Source organism: Allobosea sp. P4_C6, assembly GCF_056402015.1.
The window spans coordinates 1-17,503 of sequence record NZ_JBFUIF010000018.1 but is presented as its reverse complement, the minus strand read 5'-3'; the positions used below and the strand labels follow the sequence as shown (position 1 = coordinate 17,503).

Genomic DNA, 17,503 nt, shown 5'->3' with positions numbered 1-17,503 from the left:
GGGATCAATCGGCTGCGAACCCCACCCGGCGCCGGCCGGTCATGACAGTGGCCCGAGGGCCGCGGGCCTCGGCCATCAGGCCTCATACCCATGGGCCGTCTCGTTGATCACGATCGCCCGCATCTTGAAAAAATCGGCGTGTGGAATGCCGATCAACCCGGCGTCAAGCTGAAGCGACTTGATGGCATCGACCAGGCGCCGCACCGCCTCTTGTGCCGCCGGCGACTGCTCATTCAAGCCAAGTGGCTTGAGGCAATGCTCGATGATCTCCCGCGGCTTCTGATGTCTGGTCATCGGATGGCTCCTGCAACGCTTGGCTCGAGTATCTGGGTGGGAAAGGAGGGCTTCCGCAGCGCGATGCGATGGCGTTGCCATCTGGCGCTCGATTTACTCATTCCCACTCTCAGGCCATGTTGACAGCGCGACGATGCGAAGCAAGAATTACTTGTAAATCAACGTGTTAATATGAAAATGGATGTCAAGTTTTTCGCTATATGAGTCAATGGTGTAAAGGTTCGAAGTGCAGCAAGTGAATGTCCAGATCGGCGGTCGGATCAAGCGGCTCCGGCGACAGCGAAAGGTGAGCCAGGCGGCCTTGGCGGAGGCGCTTGGGATCTCGCCGAGCTATCTCAATCTGATCGAGCACAATCGGCGTCGTGTAACGGTCCCGCTCCTTTTCAAGGCTGCGAGCTATTTCGGCGTGCAGCCGGGAGATCTCGCCGAAAGCGAGGAACCGAGGCTTGCAGGCGACCTGATGGAGCTGTTCGGTGACGATCTTTTCGTCGATTGCGACCTGACGAACCAGGACATCAGCGACCTCGCGACCTCAAACCCCGCGGTCGGCCGGGCGATCATGCGCCTCTACGATCGATATCGGGCATTCGGTGCCGGCGGTAGCCCCGCAAAGGCCCAGATCGAGGCAGGCGATTCCGTGACGACCGATGCGGTCTCGGATTTCCTGCAGGCAAATGCCAACCATTTTCCGATCCTCGAGGTCGCCGCCGAGCGCATTCGCAGGGACATCGACAGTGCGTCGGATTCGTTCGAACACGGGCTGCGGACTTACTTGCACAATGTATTCGGATTGCAATGGCGCTCGGCAGCTCTCCCGCTCGGGATGGCCCGGAAGGTCGACAACGCACACGGAGAGATATTGACGGCCGATCTGCTGCCCGCGGAGACGGCAGTCTTCACCGTGGCCCAACATCTCGGAAGGCTCGGCGCGGGCAGCGCGATCGAGCAATTGATAGCAGAGGCCTCTCTTCCGGAGGAAGCGGAGGCGGTGGCGCGAAACGCGCTGACGGCTTACTTCGCCGCCGCGCTGATCATGCCTTACGAGCCCTTCCTGCTCGCCTGCAAGGAGACGCGCTACGACATCGAGCGTATCGGCCGCCGCTTCCGCGCCAGCTTCGAACAGGTCTGTCATCGAATGACCACGCTGCAGCGGGCCGGGCGCACAGGCGTGCCGCTTCACCTCGTCCGCACGGATATCGCCGGCAACATTTCCAAGCGCTTCTCCCTGTCGGGCATTCACATCCCGCGCCATTCGGGGGCTTGTCCGCGATGGAACGTTTATGGCGCCTTCCTTCACCCTGATCGGATAAACGTCCAGATCAGCCAGATGCCCGACGGACAGCGTTTTTTCTGCATCGCAAAAGCGGTGACCAAGGGCGGCTACCGCCATAACGAGCCGAAAAGGCATCTCTCGATCGGCCTGGGCTGCCACGTCGCCTACGCGAACGAGCTCGTATACTCGGACGGCGTCGACGTCTCCAACATGGACCTGGCTGTTTCCATCGGTGTCGGTTGCCGCATCTGCCCTCGCATCGGCTGCGCACAGCGCGCACATCCAGCCGCTGGCCATCGGATGACATTCGACGAGAGCGAACGGTCGGAGAACTTCTTCGCCAGCAGCTAGGTGTGCTTGCGGATCGGTCGGCGGGAGGTTCGGCGCTTCCGGGAGGATCAGCTTGCGAAGTTGGCCCATTCCGGATGGTCGGGGCGTCCGGTTTCGGGTCGTCCCCTGCCGTTACCGCGATCGGGGCGTGGTCGATGCTTCGTTCCAGAGCAACGGCATCACCCCTGAACGGCTTGCCCGTTCCCGATGGCTGGATCGACGGGGCAGGCGCCGCTCCGAGACGGGCGATCGAGACTTGGCAAGGATACCGTAACGCAAAGACCTCCTTCGGCCCGGTTTTCCAATGCGATGGACCCTTCATGAGATCGAGCGACGGCCTGGGCGATGGTGAGGCCAAGCCCCGAGCCGCCGGTCTCGCGGCCACGTGATTCCTCCAGCCGCACGAAGGGATGGAAGACGCGCTCCATATCGGCCGGCGGGATCCCTGGCCCTCTGTCCTCGACCAGAACGATGAAACGGCCATCGGCTTCGATGATGCTGATCTTGGCCGAAACGCCATATTTGACCGCATTGCCGATGACGTTCGAGAAGGCGCGCTTCAGCGGGAGGACGCGCCCAAGGATCGGGGCGGCGTTCAAGCCCGTCAGCATGACGCTGTGTCCCTGGTCGAGATGCTCGTCGACGATGGTTTCGATGACCGAGGCAAGATCGATCGGTCGGGCCGCCTCGCTGGAGACGCCGGCGCGCAGATATTCCAGTGTCGAGTCGATCATCGCCTCCATCTCGCCGAGGTCGGCGTCGATGAGGCGGCGCGTCGCATCGTCGTCGAGCAGTTCGGAGCGCAGCCTCAGGCGGGTGATCGGGGTGCGCAGATCGTGCGACACCGCGGCCATCGCCTGCATGCGCTCGGCGACGAGGCGCTGAATGCGTTCGCGCATGGTGTTGAAGGCGCGTGCGGCACGGCGCACCTCGGCAGGCCCATCTTCCGGCAGCGACTGCGGCGCCTGATCGAGGCTGAAACGCTCCGCCGCAAGGGCGAGGTCGCGCAGCGGCCGCGTCGCCCAGCGCAGCAGGAGCAGCGCCACGACGACGATCGCGACGGCGAAGCAGATCATGATCGCCGTCACGCTCCAGTCGGGATGCTGCGAAGCACCGAGCGCGGAAGAGGAGAAGTTGACCCAGCTTCCATCCTCGAGCCGGACAGAAACCAGCATCATGTGCCGATCGGCATCGGCGGCGCCGGCGGCGGACCCTCCGTCATCCGCCAGTCCGACCCGGAAGGAGGCTGCCGCAAGATCGGGCGCGAGCTGCCTCAACCGTGCTTCCATCGTGCGCGTGCGCTCCGTAGCCGTTGCCCTGCCGAGGACGAGGCTGACTTTGCTCCAATGCACCTCGAGGCTCGCGCTGGACAGGTCATGCGCGACACGGTCGCGCTCCGCACCGTCGGGCAGACTCGCGATCGCACGCTTGATCGAGACGATGCGCTCGGCGAGCCCGCTGTCGCGCCCGGCCGAGGCGAGGCTTTCCACTCCGACGCGAAAAGCCCAGTAGCCGAGCAGATGAAAGGCGAGCAGCGCCGCGAACAGGATCAGGATCGCGCGGCTCGCCACCGTGTCGGGCCAGGACGCTTGAGCAGTGTGGTCAAGCGGGCGCCCCTCCGCGATGCCCGACCGTGGAAGCGAACATATAGCCCGCGCCGCGAACGGTCTTGATCAATTGGTTGCCATTGGCGTCGGCCTCGAGCTTGCGGCGCAAGCGGCTGATCTGGACGTGGTCCGATCGAAGGGATCATCGCTCGTCCGCGCCTTGGCGAACTGCATCAGCGCCTCGCGCGACAGCACGCGGTTGGCATGCTCGACGAAAGCGACGAGCAGGTCGAATTCCCCGGTCGAGAGATCGACGAGCGTTCCCGCCGGCGATTGCAGCTCGCGGCGGCGCAGATCCATCGTCCAGCCGTCGAAGGTCACGACCCCGCTCGGCTGCGTCAGAACGGAGCCCCGCGCCGCCCGCGCACGGCGCAGCACCGCCCGGATGCGAGCCAGCAATTCGCGCGGGCTGAACGGCTTGGTGACGTAGTCGTCCGCGCCGCCTTCGAGACCGGTGACGCGGTCGCTCTCTTCGTTTCGGGCCGTCAGCATCACGATCGGAATCTGCGAGACCGCGCGCATGTCGCGGCACAGTTCGACACCGGAGCGTACGGGCAGCATCAGATCGAGGACGATCAGGTCGATGGCGCTGTGCGCCAACGCCTCCATCATCGCGCGGCCGTCCGGCGCGCCGGTGACCTGATAGCCATAGCGCTGCAGGAAGCGCGCGACGAGCAGCCTGATCTGCGGGTCGTCGTCCACCACCAGGATATGGCCGTGATCGTCGGCGATCGGCGCGAAAGCTGCCTGGTCGATCGCGTGCTGGGCGTTGCCTGAACTATCCATGCCTTCCGAGCAGGGGCTCTCCTCATCGATTTGAGCCCACCATAACGCGCCCATGGCCCGGTTGCCGGCACAGATCTGCAACAATTTGTAACGGACGTCCGCAGAACCGCGTTGCTACTCCTGCTCCATCGAAACAGGGGAGCCGAGTCGTGACGTTGGTGAAGGTGCCGTTCCTCGCGGCGATCGGAATGGCGCTCGGCGCGTGCACGATGTCAGAAGTTCCAGATCACCTGGCCAGGCCGGCCGATCCAAGCGTCCGTGTTCCTGCCATCGCGTATCGCAGCGTGACTGCCAGTGCCGCAACGCTGCGCCCGGCCGATCCCAAGGACTGGCGCGAGCTCAACCGTCAGGTCGGGCCGAAGTCATGACACTGCCGAACCACTTATTCGCTTCGCCATTGCACGCCGTCCCCGAAAGGCCGGGCTTGGCTGCTTGCGCCGCCCACAATGCCCGCCGCCTGCTGCGCTGGAGCCTGCTTGCCGGCGTTGCCGCGATACTCGGCGGCTGCGCGGGCTTTTCGGCCGATGGCGGGATGGGGCCGATCCAGACCGCGACATACGCCGATATCGGCAAGGATGTGGTCAAGATCGGCGACGACCAGATGGCGCTCACGGCGAAGGCGCGTGTCGAGCAGATCCTGCGCCGCCCGCTGACGGCGGACATTGCCGTGCAGGTCGCGCTGCTCAACAATCGCGGCCTGCAGGCTGCGTTCAACGAGCTCGGCATCGCCGAAGCCCAGATGGTCGCAGCCAGCTTGCCGCCCAATCCGCGACTGGGCATCTCCAAGCAATCGGGCCGTTTCGAGATCGAGATCGAACGGCAGATCGCGGCCAGCCTGCTGGCGCTCGCGACCCTGCCGGCCCGGGCTGAAATCGCGCGCGACCGGTTCCAGGCGGCGCAGCTCCGGACGGCCGAAGCGGTTCTCAGGCTCGCTGCCGATACGCGCCGCCAGTATTATCGTGCGGTCGCGGCCAATGCCCAGGTCGGCTTCTACCAGGAGGCCAAGGCATCGACCGACGCGGCGTCCGAGCTGTTCAAGCGGCTCGGCGAATCCGGCGGCGTCAACAAGATCGACCAGGCACGCGAATTCGCCTTCGAGGCGGAGCTCACCGTGCAACTCGTCCAGGCGCGCCAGCAGCAGCGCCAGGAGCGAGAGCGGCTCGTCCGCCAGCTCGGTCTCTGGGGTGACGATCTGAAGTTCAGATTGCCTGACACGCTGCCGCCGCTGCCGCGGCTGCAATCGGTCAAGGCGGTCGAGGCCGAGGCCCTGCGCAAACGTGTCGACCTGCGGGTCGCGCGCGCCGAGCTAGACACGCTGGCAAAATCGCTGGGGCTCACTCAGGCAACACGCTTCGTCAACGATGTCGATCTGCTGGGGCGCCGCACCTACGACCGTGGCCGGAGCATCTCCGAGGACGGTCATGTCGAGCGCGAGACGAGCCGCAGCCGGACGCTGGAACTCGAGATCGACATCCCGATCTACGATTTCGGCCAGTCGAAGGTCGCTCTGGCGGAGCAGACCTACATGCAGGCCGCCAACAAGCTGGCGGAGAAGGCGGTCAATATCCGCTCGGAAGCGCGCGAGGCCTACACCTCATACCGCGCCAACTACGACATCACGCGTCAGTACCAGGACAACGTCCTGCCGTTGCGCAAGATCATCCAGGACCAGTCGCTGCTGCATTACAGCGGCATGTTGAGCGACGTGACGGATCTGATCACCGATGCCCGCAACCGAATCCTCTCGAATGTCGCCGCGATCAATGCCCGCCGCGACTTCTGGATCGCCCATACCGACTTCAAGCATGCCCTGATCGGCGGGGGTAGCGGAGGTGGTGGCTCGGCCACTGTCGCGGCGGCTGGCGGCGGCGACGCCGGCGGCGGGCACTGAAGGAGCTTCCCGACATGACATCCCTATCCCAGCTTCATCGGTTCATCCGGGCTCGTGCTGGCCGGCGCGGCCGCCGTATCCGGGCGCACCGCCTTCGCCGCCGTGCCGGAGGCGCCGACCATGGCGGAGGCGGCGACGCAGGCGCCGCTGGTGCCGACCACAGGGCCGGACTATCAGCCGGTCGCGACCCTGAACGGCTGGTCGCTGCCCTGGCGGATGAACGGCGACTGGAAGGTGAAAGCCTATCTCTGGGGCTATAACGGCCAGTCGCCTGGGCCGACCATCGAGGCGGTCGAGGGCGACAAGGTCCGCATCTACGTCACCAACAAGCTGCCGGAGAACACGGCCGTCCACTGGCACGGACAGCGCCTGCCCAATGGCATGGATGGCGTCGGCGGGCTGACCCAGCCGCATATCCCGCCCGGCAAGACCTTCGTCTACGAGTTTCTGCTCAGGCGCTCGGGCACCTTCATGTACCACCCGCACTCGGACGAGATGGTGCAGATGGCGATGGGCATGATGGGCTTCTTCGTCGTCCATCCCAAGGACCCGGCCTTCCGCCGAGTCGATCGCGACTTCGTCTTCCTGCTCAACGCCTTCGATATCGAGCCCGGTTCCTATGTGCCGCGCGTCGCGGAGATGACCGAATTCAACATGTGGTGCTGGAACAGCCGCGTGTTCCCGGGCCTCGATCCGTTCGTCGTCGGCAAGAACGACAAGGTCCGCATCCGCTTCGGCAACCTGACCATGACGAACCATCCGATCCACATGCATGGCTACGAGTTCAAGGTCTCCTGCACCGATGGCGGCTGGGTCGACCCGGCCGCGGCCTGGGACGAGGTCTCGATCGACGTCGCAGTCGGCCAGATGCGCGCCTTCGACTTCGTCGCCGACGAGCCGGGCGACTGGGCGATTCACTGCCACAAATCGCACCACACGATGAATGCCATGGGGCATTCGGTGAAGAATTATATCGGCGTGAACAAGAAGGATTTGGCGAAGCGCATCGCCAAGATCGCGCCCGGCTACATGCCGATGGGCTCGAACGGCATGGGCGAAATGGGCGCGATGGAGATGCCCCTACCCGAAAACACGCTGCCGATGATGAGTGGCTTCGCGCAATTCGGCCCGGTCGAGATGGGCGGCATGTTCTCGGTGGTGAAGGTCCGCGAGGGGCTGGCGAAGAGCGACTACAAGGACCCCGGCTGGTTCAGGCACCCGGAGGGAACCGTCGCCTATGAGCTCAAGGGTGCGAAGCTCGGCGAAGCGCAGCGCGCGAGCCCGCTCGACAGCGGCGTCCAGTCGGCCGAATGGCGGGCCAAGGATCCCCGCAAGCCGAGCCTCGGACCCAACGGCAAGCCGCGTGCCGCCAAGAACCCGCATTCCAACCACTGAAGCAGCAACGAAGCACACTCACTCCTGGAGCGCTCCATGAAGACAGCAACGTTCAAACTGGCTGGGATCGCCGTCTTGATGTCGGCCGGCGCAGCCTTGGCCGGCCCCGGCGCGGGCGGCCACGGCCATGGCGACGAGACGGCCTATGGCAAGCCGGGCGACCCCAAGAAGCCCGCCCGCACCGTGCAGGTCGTGATGAGCGAGAGGGACGGCAAGATGGCCTTCATTCCCGACCGGGTCGAGGTCCGGCGTGGCGAGCAGGTCCGCTTCCAACTCCGCAACAATGGCGAACTCGATCACGAGCTGGTCCTGGCGACGCTGGAGGAGAACCTCAAGCACGCCGCCGAGATGCAGAAGAATCCCGACATGGAGCATGACGACCCGAACGCCAAGCGGCTCGCGCCGAAAAAGACCGGCGAGATCGTCTGGGCCTTCACAAAGGCCGGCGAGTTCGACTTCTCCTGCCTGATCCCAGGCCACCGCGAAGCCGGCATGACCGGCAAGATCATTGTCAAGTGAATGAGCTCAGACCAAGGAGCGTTCCCATGCTGAAGACCACCGCCATCCTGACCTTCCTGGTTGCCGCGCTGCCGGCCGCCGCACAGTCGGTCAGCGGCACCGTCACCAAGATCGACGAGGCCCAGGGTAAGCTCACCATCAATCACGGCCCGATCAAGAACCTCGACATGGACGCCATGACCATGGTGTTCCGCGCCGGTGATCCGGACATGCTGAAAGGGCTCAAGGCCGGAACCAGGATCAAGTTCGATGCCGACCGCGTCAACGGCCAGATCACCGTCACCAAGCTCCAGAAAGCGAAGTGACGGGGCACGAGCCAGGCGGGCGGTCTCGATACGCCCGCCATTCTCGCATCGCTCCGATCATCCTGGGTGCGGTTGCGATCGGCTCTGCGGCTCTGGCCTCCGATGGCGATCTGCAAAGGGTCCTGCTCGAAAACGGCTGCATCGAGCCGCGGATCGAAATCGCCATGCAGCAGCGCGATCTCGTGGCCTATCGGGCCAACTGCCTCGGCACCTCGCACAAGACCATCGTCATCGTCTGCAGGGGAGGTCGGTGCAGTCCGAGCCGCCCGATCAACGACCGCGATCGCTAGCAGAAGCCGCTTGACCTTCCTACGATGGGAAGGAGCAGGCTCCTGCCATCGCCATATCGAAAGGATGATGCAGAGATGTCCTGCTGCCAACAGCATGCCAAACCCGCAGCCGAGATGATCGCGCCGTCCGGCGACGCCGTGACCTTCCAGGTCGAGGACATGACCTGCGGCCACTGCGCCGGCACGATCAAGGGCGCTATCGAGACCAGGCTGCCGGGAACGAGCGTGACCCCCGACCCCGGCTCCAAGCGCGTGAGCGTGCTGGGCTCGAGCGACTACGCCGCGATCAAGGCCGCCGTCTCCGCGGCGGGCTATACGCCCGGCCCTGGACGGGTCGGTTGACCTCAAGCGAGCCGGCCCAAGCGGCCGGCTCGTCAACAAGGCAGAAATGGCGGCAGAACAGGGAAGATCATGGTGATGCAGGAATTTTCGCTCTCCCGTCGCGCGTTGACCCTTGGCCTGGCACAGGCGGCCGCCGGCTTCTTGCTGTGGCGTCCCGCCATCGGTGCCGAGGCCTTGCCGAAGATGATCGTCACACGCGATCCCAATTGCGGCTGCTGCGGCAATTGGGTTGCGCATGTAAAGGCCGCCGGCTTCCCGGTCGAGGTGATCGAGATCGCGGACGTCGCACCGCTCAAGACGGAGCTCGGCGTGCCCGACGCTCTCGCCTCATGCCATACCGCGGAGATCGGCGGCTATGTCGTGGAGGGCCACGTGCCGGCCGAGGCGATCAAGCGCCTGCTGGTCGAGCGCCCCAGGGCGACTGGCCTCGCCGTCGCGGGCATGCCGGTCGGCTCGCCCGGTATGGAAGTGCGCGGACAGGCGCCCGATACCTACGAGGTCGTCATCTTCTCGGCCGGCACACAGAGCGTTTTCCGGCGCTACCGGGGGCTCGCGCCGATCTGAACCGAGCGATCAGTCCTCCGTCCCCACTTGCACGACGGATCTCCAGCGTCTCGACGAAATGCCAAGCGAGCAGAAGCGCTCGATTCTTCAAATGAAAGATGCCAGGCCGGCACCGGGCATTGATCCCCAGTTGAGCTGAATCGGTTTTCGGTCATGCGGACACGGGAACTCTGGAAGTCTGCCTTCGGGCGGAGCGCCAGCTTCCTTTAAGTTATGGCGGAGATCCCCTGCATCAGCGCGGGCCGTTGTATTGAGGAATCTGGGGCTTACTGCCAAAAATGAGGCCCTGCGGATTCCGATCCACTTCGCGCAAGGTGCGGCTAAAGCCCTTAAGTCTGCGCCCGCCGTCTGTCGTCAAATTTTCGATACTCTGCAGCGCGCCGCCGGCGAAGCGGGCAATTTCGGCGGTAATCTCTGCGCTGCGCTTATCGAGGCTATCCGCGAGCGCACGGATGGATTTCGCGGSATCGGCGACGWCGTCGAAGGCGCTCCGCCCGTTCTGGCCAGCGGCGGTGTTGAGAAAGGACTGCGCGCCTTTCAATACGCCGTCCACTTGGTCGGCTGCCCTGTTGAGCTTCTCGCTCACGGATGCGACGTTCTTGAGCGTCTTGCTCACATCGGTAGCGGCACCCTCCAGGGTTGCGGTAAATTTCTCGGACCTTTCGATAACCGAGACGATATTATCTCGGTCAACCGATCGCATAGTCTCTGTTACGCCTTCGCTGAAAGCCCCGAGCTTATCTGGAAGCGGAGCGATGAACTCCGCGACAGCGCCGATGTTTTTCATCAACTTGTCGACGCTCTCCGAATTGTCGCCCAGTGCAGCCGAGAACTGTTCCACGTTTTTGATCGTGTCGCCGACCGGTCCGGCATTTGCCTCGATAGCGCTCTCGATGCCGCCAATCGCCCCGTCGACGCTCTTCGCAATCGAGTTCACCTTCTCAAAGATGTCGTCGGAAGGTTCGGCTATGATGATGGGCAGGGCTTGGCCTGCCTGTACGGTCAATGCAGCGGAGTGCGGATCGCCGCCGCGGAGCTGAACGGCGACGACCCCGGCCAGCCCCTGCCCTTCGAGACGGGCGCTTGTATCGACCCGCAACGGCGCCGATCGATTGACTTTGATCACGGCAGAGATCTGGCGCGGATTATCCGGCTGAATTTCGATCTGTGTCACCTCGCCAACTCGCAGCCCATTGAAGAGCACGCTCGATCCCCGCCCCAAACCGGAAACCTTGCCGTTGAAGATCAGACGAACGTTGACGGTCTCGTTGCCACCGCTGCTGAACCAATAGGCGCCTCCCAACAGCGCAGCCACGAACGCGAGCGTGAACAATCCGATCAGCGCATGACTCGCTCGCGATTGCATAGTCCAAGTGTTTCCCGTTGCTCCAGCGGCAGGCGGGCGGGGCCCGCACGCGGCAAGTCTCGCGAGTCGCTAGCATAAGAGCATCGCCAGTCGACTAGAAGGGCACCAGACCAGTGTCCCTTGATAGAATCCAAAGCGGTCCGCGATGGCGCGGAGATAGATGAGCCGGCCGGAGAGGGAACAGCCGATCGGCGCTTTGGTTTGCATTGAAGCGCACTGCTTCACAGCGCAATCTGACGGAGACCGAGAATGACGACGGATACAGCGTTCGACGTTCTTCGCGAGCACGGCAATACGGAGTGTACGGCCCAGTTCTGGGTGTCGGAGACACCTGCCCGGCACTTCGCGTCACTGCGGGAGTGTCTGCGGTCCCTTGCGGATGAAAACCGCGATGAGCCTTTGCCGGATGTGCATATCCACGCTGCAACCGGCGATATTGCGATCAACGGCCCCCAGCTTGAGAGCCTGATACGAATTGCCAATCCCGAGGGGAGGGCAGCTTGAGGTGCAAGCCGACCGGAACGGCGCCTGAAAGAGCGGGGAACGGATGTCCGACAAGTCGGTCAACCCGGATAGATCGCACCCAGCACGGCGGTAGGCACGATCAACCGAAAGGCCCGCGCCTTATGCAGTCGAACGGCCAGAGTCGGAACCGGCGCGCCGATGAAAATCGCCACCTTTAACGTCAACGGGATCAATGGCCGGCTCTCCGTGCTGCTGCGCTGGCTGGCCGACGCAGAACCCGATGTTGTCTGCCTTCAGGAACTCAAGGCCCCGCAAGGCAAGTTTCCCGAAGCTGCGATCCGCGATGCCGGATATGGCGCAATCTGGCATGGCCAGAAGAGCTGGAACGGCGTCGCGATCCTTGCCCGTGGGGCAGATCCTATCGAAACGCGCCGGGGCCTGCCTGGCGACGAGGAGGATACGCAGAGCCGATATATTGAAGCTGCTGTGAAGGGGGTCTTGATCGGCTGCCTGTATCTGCCGAACGGCAATCCGGCGCCGGGGCCGAAGTTCGACTACAAGTTGCTCTGGTTCGAACGTCTGACGGTCTACGCGGCCGAGTTGCTGGCGCATAAGATCCCCGTCGCATTGGTCGGCGACTTTAACGTGATGCCGACAGAGCTCGACGTCTACAAGCCGGAGCGCTGGCTCGACGATGCGCTATTCCGGCCAGAGGTACGGCAGGCATTCCACGATCTCGTCGCACAGGGTTGGACCGACGCCCTGCGCAAGATGCACCCCGGCGAGCGCATCTATACGTTCTGGGACTATTTCCGAAACGCGTGGGGCCGGAACGCCGGCCTGCGGCTCGACCATCTGCTGCTTAGCCCCGAACTGGCTGAGCGCCTCGAGGCGGCGGATGTCGATCGTCATGTGCGGGGCTGGGAGAAGGCGAGCGACCACGCGCCGGTTTGGATGAACCTCGTCGAGGACTGAGGCCATCAGAACCGCTTCATAGGAACCGCGCCTGCCTTCGGTTCGTTGCCAGCAGGACTGGGGGATCAGATGGCGGCGCATTCAGGCTCGAAGACGGTCATCTATGCGGCGCTCGTCGGCAACCTCCTGATCGCCATGACGAAGTTCATTGCTGCAGCGTGGACTGGCAGCTCGGCCATGCTGTCGGAGGGCGTCCATTCGCTCGTCGATACCGGCAATGGCCTGCTGCTCCTGCACGGTCTCAAACGCGCGGCCAGGCCGCCGGATCTGACACATCCTTTCGGTCATGGGCGTGAGCTCTATTTCTGGAGCTTCATCGTCGCCTTGCTGGTCTTCGCGGTCGGCGCGGGCGTCTCCTTCTATGAAGGTGTCGCTCATATCGTCGCGCCTCAGCACGCGACGAATTTGACGGTGAACTATGTCGTTCTGGGACTGTCCGCACTGTTCGAGGGCTATTCCTGGCGCGTCGCCCTGAAGGAGTTCCGCACGGCCAAGGGATCGCTGAGCTATTTCGCGGCGGTCAGGCAGAGCAAGGACCCCAGCGTCTTCACTGTGCTGTTCGAGGATACCGCGGCACTGCTCGGATTGTTCATCGCGTTTCTTGGAATTTCAGCTGCAGCCTATTTCGACCGGCCGGAACTCGACGGCGTCGCCTCGATCCTGATCGGGTTCGTCCTCGCCATGACCGCAATCTTCCTGGCCCGCGAAAGCAAGGCGCTGCTGATGGGCGAAGCGGCACTGCCGCATGTCCAGAAGGAGATCATGGCCGCGGTCACCGGCGATCCGGACGTCGAGCGCGTGAACGGCATGACCACCGTTCACCTCGGCCCGGATCAGATCGTCGTGGCGCTCAGCCTGGAATTCAAGGACGACAGATCGACTGCCGATATCGAGGATTGTGTCGAGCGTATCGAGGCGAGGCTCAAGCAACGGCGCTCGGACATCGCATCCGTGTTCATCAAGCCGCAGACCTCCGCGACGTGGCGCGAGCGGCGCGCGCAACTTGCCGATTGAGATCTCACCCCCGTCCACGGGGCGCGTGCGATTCACGCTGCCACCTGGCAAGACTAACCCGTTGCCAGGATTGAACGACGATGCGAACCAGCGCTTATGCGAGCCATGCCCGCGAAGCCTGCAGTTGAGGTCCCCGTCGTCAGCGGCAATAAACTCCTCTCCCTCTCATCGTGCACATGGAAACGCGGCGCTCTTCGAGAGGTAGAGGGCGATAGGTGCGCATGCTGTCGCGCGTGACGACTACCGTACTCGCTTCGTTAGGCGCGCCATAACTTGCGCATCCGGCAAGCAAAGCACAGAACGCGGTTACAAAAAGCGTCTTCATGCGCAGAACCCCTCAGCTCTAACGAGCTCCGTTGGAAAACCTGATCATCCGCTCCATGAACTCCGCCGCGGGCAACTTGCTCCGATATCGTTGCCGACCATTTGCACCCCGCGCCCGGTGAAGACGGTTAGGCCGGCTATGGCGGTTCGGGGCAGGGGGCGCCGCAGATGTCCTCATGGCCAATAGAGCGACAGGCGCGTACGAACTACAAGCTTTCATCCTCACTGCCCGAGATCCGCTCGATGACTCGGATCCAAGAGCGCGGCCGCGCGCGACTGAAACTGCGTCTGCCTGGCTGGCGGGTTCGTTTTGAAGTCGCCGCTAGCCAGTCATTCCTGGACGTTTGCGAGGCCTATGAACTGGCATGGATGGCGCTCGAGTATTGGGCGAAATCCGATCGGCCGATGAGCATCGCCGTGGTCGCGGATTATCGGGAACTGGTCGCCCATCTGGAACTTGACGCCCAACGCTGCGCAACTGGTGACATTGGTGCGCCATAGCGCCCGCCGGGCAGCTGGTAGCTCTACTCGCAACCCAAGTCAGGCATTCCGATCATAAGCATAAGGCCCGGCCCTCCATTCGGAATGCCGGGCCTGTGACCGTCATCGCGCCCGGCGAACGGCCGTTGCAATGTCCTGGTCTACCGGCCGATCGGGCGCTGCCGGTACATCCGCGGCTCGCCTCCTGATCGGCGGTAGAAGAAGGGAGCCGACACGTGTCGGTGGATGCCGGCTGCCTTCGATGATCATCTTGGCAGAGAACCATCGCTGCCGTCGCCTGGTAACAAGCAGCGGTAGCGCTGCCACAACGGGGTAAGCCGCAGGCGAGTTCCGCCGGCGCAAACGCTCACGCAACAGGGGATCGTCGATATCGCTCGATCGCCCGCAGCGTCAGATCGTCCTCAGCTACACCCCGCGCGCAGGCAACCACGGTGCTCAATGATCTGCGCGGATATCTCGGCGACAGAATTCTACGACGTTTGAGGGAGCAGCCGGGACTTGCAGTTGTGTCAAATTGACTAAAGCGAATTCAATGACCCTGCGCAGACGTTCGTCTTCAATTGTGCGCCCGGCTAAGCAGAAAAAGGCACTCAGAAGATGGACGCCGCACTCATCGTAGTTCGATTTGGAACGATCTTGATCTTGTTTGACCGGCATGGTGGCCCCGCACAGTACACAAATGTCCAAAAACGGTTCGGCACAGGCACAGTAGGCAACAAGAGCGCAAGGTCGGGGCCAGCGCGTCGTTCGAATGGAGGGCGCGTTAGTGCTGAGCTCCTCGACATATTCAAGGGTGGCTATTTTTGCGGTTCCTCGCCGAGGCGCTTCCGGATCGCAGGACTCTGTTTGATCGACGAGAAGACGGCCGACGCCCGCAACATCGCTTCGCTGACCCGCGGCACGATCTGCTGAAAGGGGCGCCGACAATGATCGCAAAACGCGAATAGGCCTTCGCTTCTTGCCGATCCCGCCGCGCAAGCCATGCACTCTGTAAGGCGAATACGCGAGGCTGGAAAATGACCAAGGATCAGATCGTCTACGAAGATTTTTCGAAGATCGACATTCGGATCGGCCGCATCGTGCAGGTTCTACCGTTCGAACGCGCCCGAAGCCCTTCCTACAAGGTCGAGGTCGATTTCGCGGATATCGGCAGAAAGTGGTCGAGCGCCCAGATCACCAGTTATGCCGCCGAGGAGCTCATGGGCTGTCTGGTGTCCTGCGTCGTCAATATGCCGCCCCGGAACATCGCAGGCTTCCAGTCGGAAATCCTGATCCTTGGCGCGCGGGACGCTGCCGGCGACGTGAAACTGCTGTCGCSGACCCATGAGGTCGGGCTTGGCGAGCAGGTCTTCTGATCCGCTTGTCCGGGCGAGGGTGGGTCTGAGAGCATTCGGAGCGAAACTATGGAAACTGCGGATTTCATCGTCATTGGCGGAGGCATCGCCGGTGCTTCGGTCGGCTACGAGCTGAGCCTCCACGGTAAAGTTGTCGTGCTGGAGATGGAGGCTTCCGCCGGCTACCACTCGACGGGCCGGTCGGCGGCCGTGATGTCCGAGAACTACGGCCCGGCCCTATGGAGCAGGCTCGTGACGGCGTCGCGGGCCTTTCTGGAGACGCCTCCTGATGGCTTCGCCGACGTACCGCTCGTCACGCCCCGTGGCGCGCTCTTCCTCGCGCGGGACGGAGAGCAGGCGCAGCTTCAGGCCCAGGCGGAGGAAATGCTCCGCCGTGGCGCGACGATCGAAATGACCACGGCCCAGGAGGCCCTCAGGTTCTGCCCTGTCGTCCGAGACAGCGAATTCGCATCGGCGCTTTACGAGCCGGACTGCAAGGACATCGATACGAACGCTCTCCTCACGGGCTACCTGAGAGCGCTCCGAAAGAACGGCGGGACATTCATCCCCGACGCCCGGGTTCAGTCCCTCCAGCACTCGCAAGGGACATGGCGGGCCTCCAGCCCTCGGGGCAATTTCGAGGCTCCGGTGGTGGTCAATGCCGCCGGCGGGTGGGTTCAGGAGATCGCCGAACTCGCTGGTCTCTCGTTCCGGAATGTCGTGCCATTCCGCAGAACCGCCGTCGTGTTCGACCCGCCGGCTGGAAGCGTGATCCAAGGCTGGCCGATGACCTTCGACGTCGCCGAGACGTTCTATTTCAAGCCTGAAGCGGGCCGGATCATGGTGTCGCCCGTCGATATGGCTCCTTCTGCTCCCTGCGACGCACAGGCCGACGAATTGGAAGTCGCTGTTGCGATCGACCGAATCCACCGCTGCACGACGATGGAGGTCAGGACGGTCAGCCACAAATGGGGCGGGCTGCGCACATTCGCACCGGATCATGAACCCGTCATCGGACGAGACCCGGAGCAGCCCAGTTTCATTTGGCTGGCCGGGCAAGGCGGCAATGGCGTGATGGCAGGCGCGGCTGCCGCGCGCCTCGCCGCGAGCTTCGCGCTGGACGCCGCCATCCCGGCCGACCTCGTCGGCCTCGGGATTACCGCCGAGAACGTCTCGCCGGGGCGTGTCTGCGTGGTCGATCCCGACGCCGCAGCCCCGGTCGTCGGCAAGCTGGAAGATTTCGCCTGACGAGAACTCGCCTCGTTTCACCGAGTCACGGCGTGCGCGAGCACGGCCTTCCGGTGATCAAGTGCGGTGGGGCCTCAGTCGAAGTCCGGTATCACTTTTCCTGGATTCATCAGACCCTTCGGATCCAAAGCCTGCTTGACGAGGCGCATAATGTCGACCTTCGACGCGGCTCCGAACCGGGCGAGCAGATCGAGCTTCACTCGTCCGATTCCATATTCGGCGCTGAAGGTCCCGCCCATGTCGTAGGCGAGCCCGTAGATCTTTGGCGAGACCTCCTTTTCGAACTGGGCCTTGAAACCCGGCGCAGAAGCTCCCTCGGGCGCGACGACGTTGAAATGGACGTTACCGTCACCAACATGGCCGTAAACGGATAGGATCGCCCTGGGGCGGTCCTCGTTCACGATTTTTGAAGCCGCTTGAACGAATGCCGCGAGACGGGACGTACGGACGGCGACATCATGTTTGACCGAGCCTCCGTGATGGACTTCGGCTTCCGGGATGTTCTCCCGCAATTGCCAGAAGTCTGCGGCCTGCTGTCCGCTCGTGGCGATGGTTCCGTCAGTGACGAGGCCGCTTTCCATCAATGCCGCGAGCAGTTGGGTGCTCGCCTCCTCGAGGTTGAGCACCGACGACGAGGTCGAAGCCTCCATGAGGACGTAGTGATCGGCCCGGTCGGCGAG

21 protein-coding genes are annotated in these 17,503 nt (G+C 63.4%); 15 read left to right on the top strand and 6 right to left on the bottom strand.

Annotation, left to right across the window (positions count from 1 at the left end; translation table 11 throughout):
* Positions 1-75: 75 nt before the first annotated feature.
* Positions 76-375, bottom strand: coding sequence for a hypothetical protein (locus AC1DVA_RS14815; protein WP_476806350.1), 300 nt, complete (start codon positions 373-375; stop codon positions 76-78).
* A gap of 154 nt (positions 376-529) precedes the next feature.
* On the opposite strand from AC1DVA_RS14815, the gene AC1DVA_RS14810 reads away from it, so the two are divergent.
* On the top strand, positions 530-1,918 hold the full coding sequence (locus AC1DVA_RS14810; RefSeq protein WP_476806349.1) for a helix-turn-helix domain-containing protein: 1,389 nt from the start codon (positions 530-532) through the stop codon (positions 1,916-1,918).
* Positions 1,919-2,076: 158 nt separating this feature from the next.
* On the opposite strand, the gene AC1DVA_RS14805 is transcribed toward AC1DVA_RS14810, so the two are convergent.
* Genes AC1DVA_RS14805 through AC1DVA_RS14795 form a run of 3 tightly spaced genes read right to left on the bottom strand, consistent with a single transcriptional unit; the run spans position 2,077 to position 4,290 of the window.
* Positions 2,077-3,468, bottom strand: a complete 1,392-nt coding sequence (locus tag AC1DVA_RS14805; protein ID WP_476806348.1) for an ATP-binding protein — start codon at positions 3,466-3,468, stop codon at positions 2,077-2,079.
* A gap of 31 nt (positions 3,469-3,499) precedes the next feature.
* Positions 3,500-3,613, bottom strand: a complete 114-nt coding sequence (locus AC1DVA_RS14800; protein WP_476806347.1) for a winged helix-turn-helix domain-containing protein — start codon at positions 3,611-3,613, stop codon at positions 3,500-3,502.
* Positions 3,571-4,290, bottom strand: a complete 720-nt coding sequence (locus AC1DVA_RS14795) for a response regulator transcription factor (protein ID WP_476806346.1) — start codon at positions 4,288-4,290, stop codon at positions 3,571-3,573. The genes AC1DVA_RS14800 and AC1DVA_RS14795 overlap by 43 nt, the downstream gene beginning before the upstream one ends.
* Before the next feature lie 149 nt (positions 4,291-4,439).
* On the opposite strand from AC1DVA_RS14795, the gene AC1DVA_RS14790 reads away from it, so the two are divergent.
* From AC1DVA_RS14790 to AC1DVA_RS14755, 8 genes are all read left to right on the top strand, one after another.
* The gene (locus tag AC1DVA_RS14790) at positions 4,440-4,658 is read left to right on the top strand and encodes a hypothetical protein (protein WP_476806345.1); all 219 of its coding nucleotides are present in this window, start codon (positions 4,440-4,442) and stop codon (positions 4,656-4,658) included.
* A gap of 56 nt (positions 4,659-4,714) precedes the next feature.
* A complete protein-coding gene (locus AC1DVA_RS14785; RefSeq protein ID WP_476806344.1) occupies positions 4,715-6,181 on the top strand; it encodes a TolC family protein in 1,467 nt (488 codons plus the stop codon).
* A 54-nt stretch (positions 6,182-6,235) separates the two neighbouring features.
* A complete protein-coding gene (locus AC1DVA_RS14780) occupies positions 6,236-7,576 on the top strand; it encodes a multicopper oxidase family protein (protein ID WP_476806343.1) in 1,341 nt (446 codons plus the stop codon).
* A 36-nt stretch (positions 7,577-7,612) separates the two neighbouring features.
* A complete protein-coding gene (locus AC1DVA_RS14775; protein WP_476806342.1) occupies positions 7,613-8,095 on the top strand; it encodes a cupredoxin domain-containing protein in 483 nt (160 codons plus the stop codon).
* A gap of 26 nt (positions 8,096-8,121) precedes the next feature.
* Positions 8,122-8,400: a copper-binding protein gene (locus tag AC1DVA_RS14770; protein WP_476806341.1), complete on the top strand. Its 279-nt coding sequence runs from the start codon at positions 8,122-8,124 to the stop codon at positions 8,398-8,400.
* Positions 8,397-8,690, top strand: a complete 294-nt coding sequence (locus tag AC1DVA_RS14765; protein ID WP_476806340.1) for a hypothetical protein — start codon at positions 8,397-8,399, stop codon at positions 8,688-8,690. Before AC1DVA_RS14770 ends, AC1DVA_RS14765 begins: the two co-directional genes overlap by 4 nt.
* A 75-nt stretch (positions 8,691-8,765) precedes the next feature.
* On the top strand, positions 8,766-9,032 hold the full coding sequence (locus AC1DVA_RS14760; protein ID WP_476806339.1) for a heavy-metal-associated domain-containing protein: 267 nt from the start codon (positions 8,766-8,768) through the stop codon (positions 9,030-9,032).
* A 75-nt stretch (positions 9,033-9,107) separates the two neighbouring features.
* The gene (locus tag AC1DVA_RS14755; protein ID WP_476806338.1) at positions 9,108-9,596 is read left to right on the top strand and encodes a DUF411 domain-containing protein; all 489 of its coding nucleotides are present in this window, start codon (positions 9,108-9,110) and stop codon (positions 9,594-9,596) included.
* 232 nt (positions 9,597-9,828) lie between these two features.
* Here the strand turns inward: AC1DVA_RS14755 and AC1DVA_RS14750 are convergent, their stop codons facing one another.
* Positions 9,829-10,962 (bottom strand): MlaD family protein, encoded by a 1,134-nt coding sequence (locus AC1DVA_RS14750; RefSeq protein WP_476806337.1) that lies wholly within the window; start codon positions 10,960-10,962, stop codon positions 9,829-9,831.
* Positions 10,963-11,211: 249 nt separating this feature from the next.
* Between AC1DVA_RS14750 and AC1DVA_RS14745 the strand changes: the two genes are divergently transcribed.
* The 6 genes from AC1DVA_RS14745 (at position 11,212) to AC1DVA_RS14720 (ending at position 16,823) form a co-directional block, all read left to right on the top strand.
* Positions 11,212-11,466, top strand: a complete 255-nt coding sequence (locus tag AC1DVA_RS14745; protein WP_476806336.1) for a hypothetical protein — start codon at positions 11,212-11,214, stop codon at positions 11,464-11,466.
* Between the two features lie 159 nt (positions 11,467-11,625).
* Entirely contained in the window at positions 11,626-12,402 is a 777-nt protein-coding gene (gene xth / locus AC1DVA_RS14740) for an exodeoxyribonuclease III (RefSeq protein WP_265052552.1), read from the top strand.
* Between the two features lie 69 nt (positions 12,403-12,471).
* Positions 12,472-13,416, top strand: a complete 945-nt coding sequence (locus AC1DVA_RS14735) for a cation diffusion facilitator family transporter (RefSeq protein WP_476806335.1) — start codon at positions 12,472-12,474, stop codon at positions 13,414-13,416.
* A 567-nt stretch (positions 13,417-13,983) separates the two neighbouring features.
* Positions 13,984-14,241 carry a hypothetical protein gene (locus AC1DVA_RS14730; protein WP_265052553.1) on the top strand — a complete coding sequence of 86 codons (258 nt, stop codon included), beginning with the start codon at positions 13,984-13,986 and terminating at the stop codon, positions 14,239-14,241.
* A gap of 1,016 nt (positions 14,242-15,257) precedes the next feature.
* Positions 15,258-15,596: a tRNA-binding protein gene (locus AC1DVA_RS14725; RefSeq protein ID WP_476806334.1), complete on the top strand. Its 339-nt coding sequence runs from the start codon at positions 15,258-15,260 to the stop codon at positions 15,594-15,596.
* Between the two features lie 48 nt (positions 15,597-15,644).
* Entirely contained in the window at positions 15,645-16,823 is a 1,179-nt protein-coding gene (locus AC1DVA_RS14720) for an NAD(P)/FAD-dependent oxidoreductase (RefSeq protein ID WP_476806333.1), read from the top strand.
* A gap of 74 nt (positions 16,824-16,897) precedes the next feature.
* On the opposite strand, the gene AC1DVA_RS14715 is transcribed toward AC1DVA_RS14720, so the two are convergent.
* A partial coding sequence (locus AC1DVA_RS14715) for an FAD-binding oxidoreductase (protein ID WP_476806332.1) occupies positions 16,898-17,503 on the bottom strand: 606 nt, incomplete at its 5' end.

What these genes read in the sequence shown, in the direction of transcription:
- AC1DVA_RS14815 (WP_476806350.1), bottom strand. Translation starts at nt 375, where the DNA reads ATGGCAACGCCATCGCATCGCGCTGCGGAAGCCCTCCTTTCCCACCCA.
- AC1DVA_RS14795 (WP_476806346.1), bottom strand. Translation starts at nt 4,290, where the DNA reads ATGGATAGTTCAGGCAACGCCCAGCACGCGATCGACCAGGCAGCTTTC.
- AC1DVA_RS14775 (WP_476806342.1), top strand. Translation starts at nt 7,613, where the DNA reads ATGAAGACAGCAACGTTCAAACTGGCTGGGATCGCCGTCTTGATGTCG.
- AC1DVA_RS14770 (WP_476806341.1), top strand. Translation starts at nt 8,122, where the DNA reads ATGCTGAAGACCACCGCCATCCTGACCTTCCTGGTTGCCGCGCTGCCG.
- AC1DVA_RS14760 (WP_476806339.1), top strand. Translation starts at nt 8,766, where the DNA reads ATGTCCTGCTGCCAACAGCATGCCAAACCCGCAGCCGAGATGATCGCG.
- AC1DVA_RS14755 (WP_476806338.1), top strand. Translation starts at nt 9,108, where the DNA reads ATGCAGGAATTTTCGCTCTCCCGTCGCGCGTTGACCCTTGGCCTGGCA.
- AC1DVA_RS14745 (WP_476806336.1), top strand. Translation starts at nt 11,212, where the DNA reads ATGACGACGGATACAGCGTTCGACGTTCTTCGCGAGCACGGCAATACG.
- xth (WP_265052552.1), top strand. Translation starts at nt 11,626, where the DNA reads ATGAAAATCGCCACCTTTAACGTCAACGGGATCAATGGCCGGCTCTCC.
- AC1DVA_RS14735 (WP_476806335.1), top strand. Translation starts at nt 12,472, where the DNA reads ATGGCGGCGCATTCAGGCTCGAAGACGGTCATCTATGCGGCGCTCGTC.
- AC1DVA_RS14730 (WP_265052553.1), top strand. Translation starts at nt 13,984, where the DNA reads ATGACTCGGATCCAAGAGCGCGGCCGCGCGCGACTGAAACTGCGTCTG.
- AC1DVA_RS14720 (WP_476806333.1), top strand. Translation starts at nt 15,645, where the DNA reads ATGGAAACTGCGGATTTCATCGTCATTGGCGGAGGCATCGCCGGTGCT.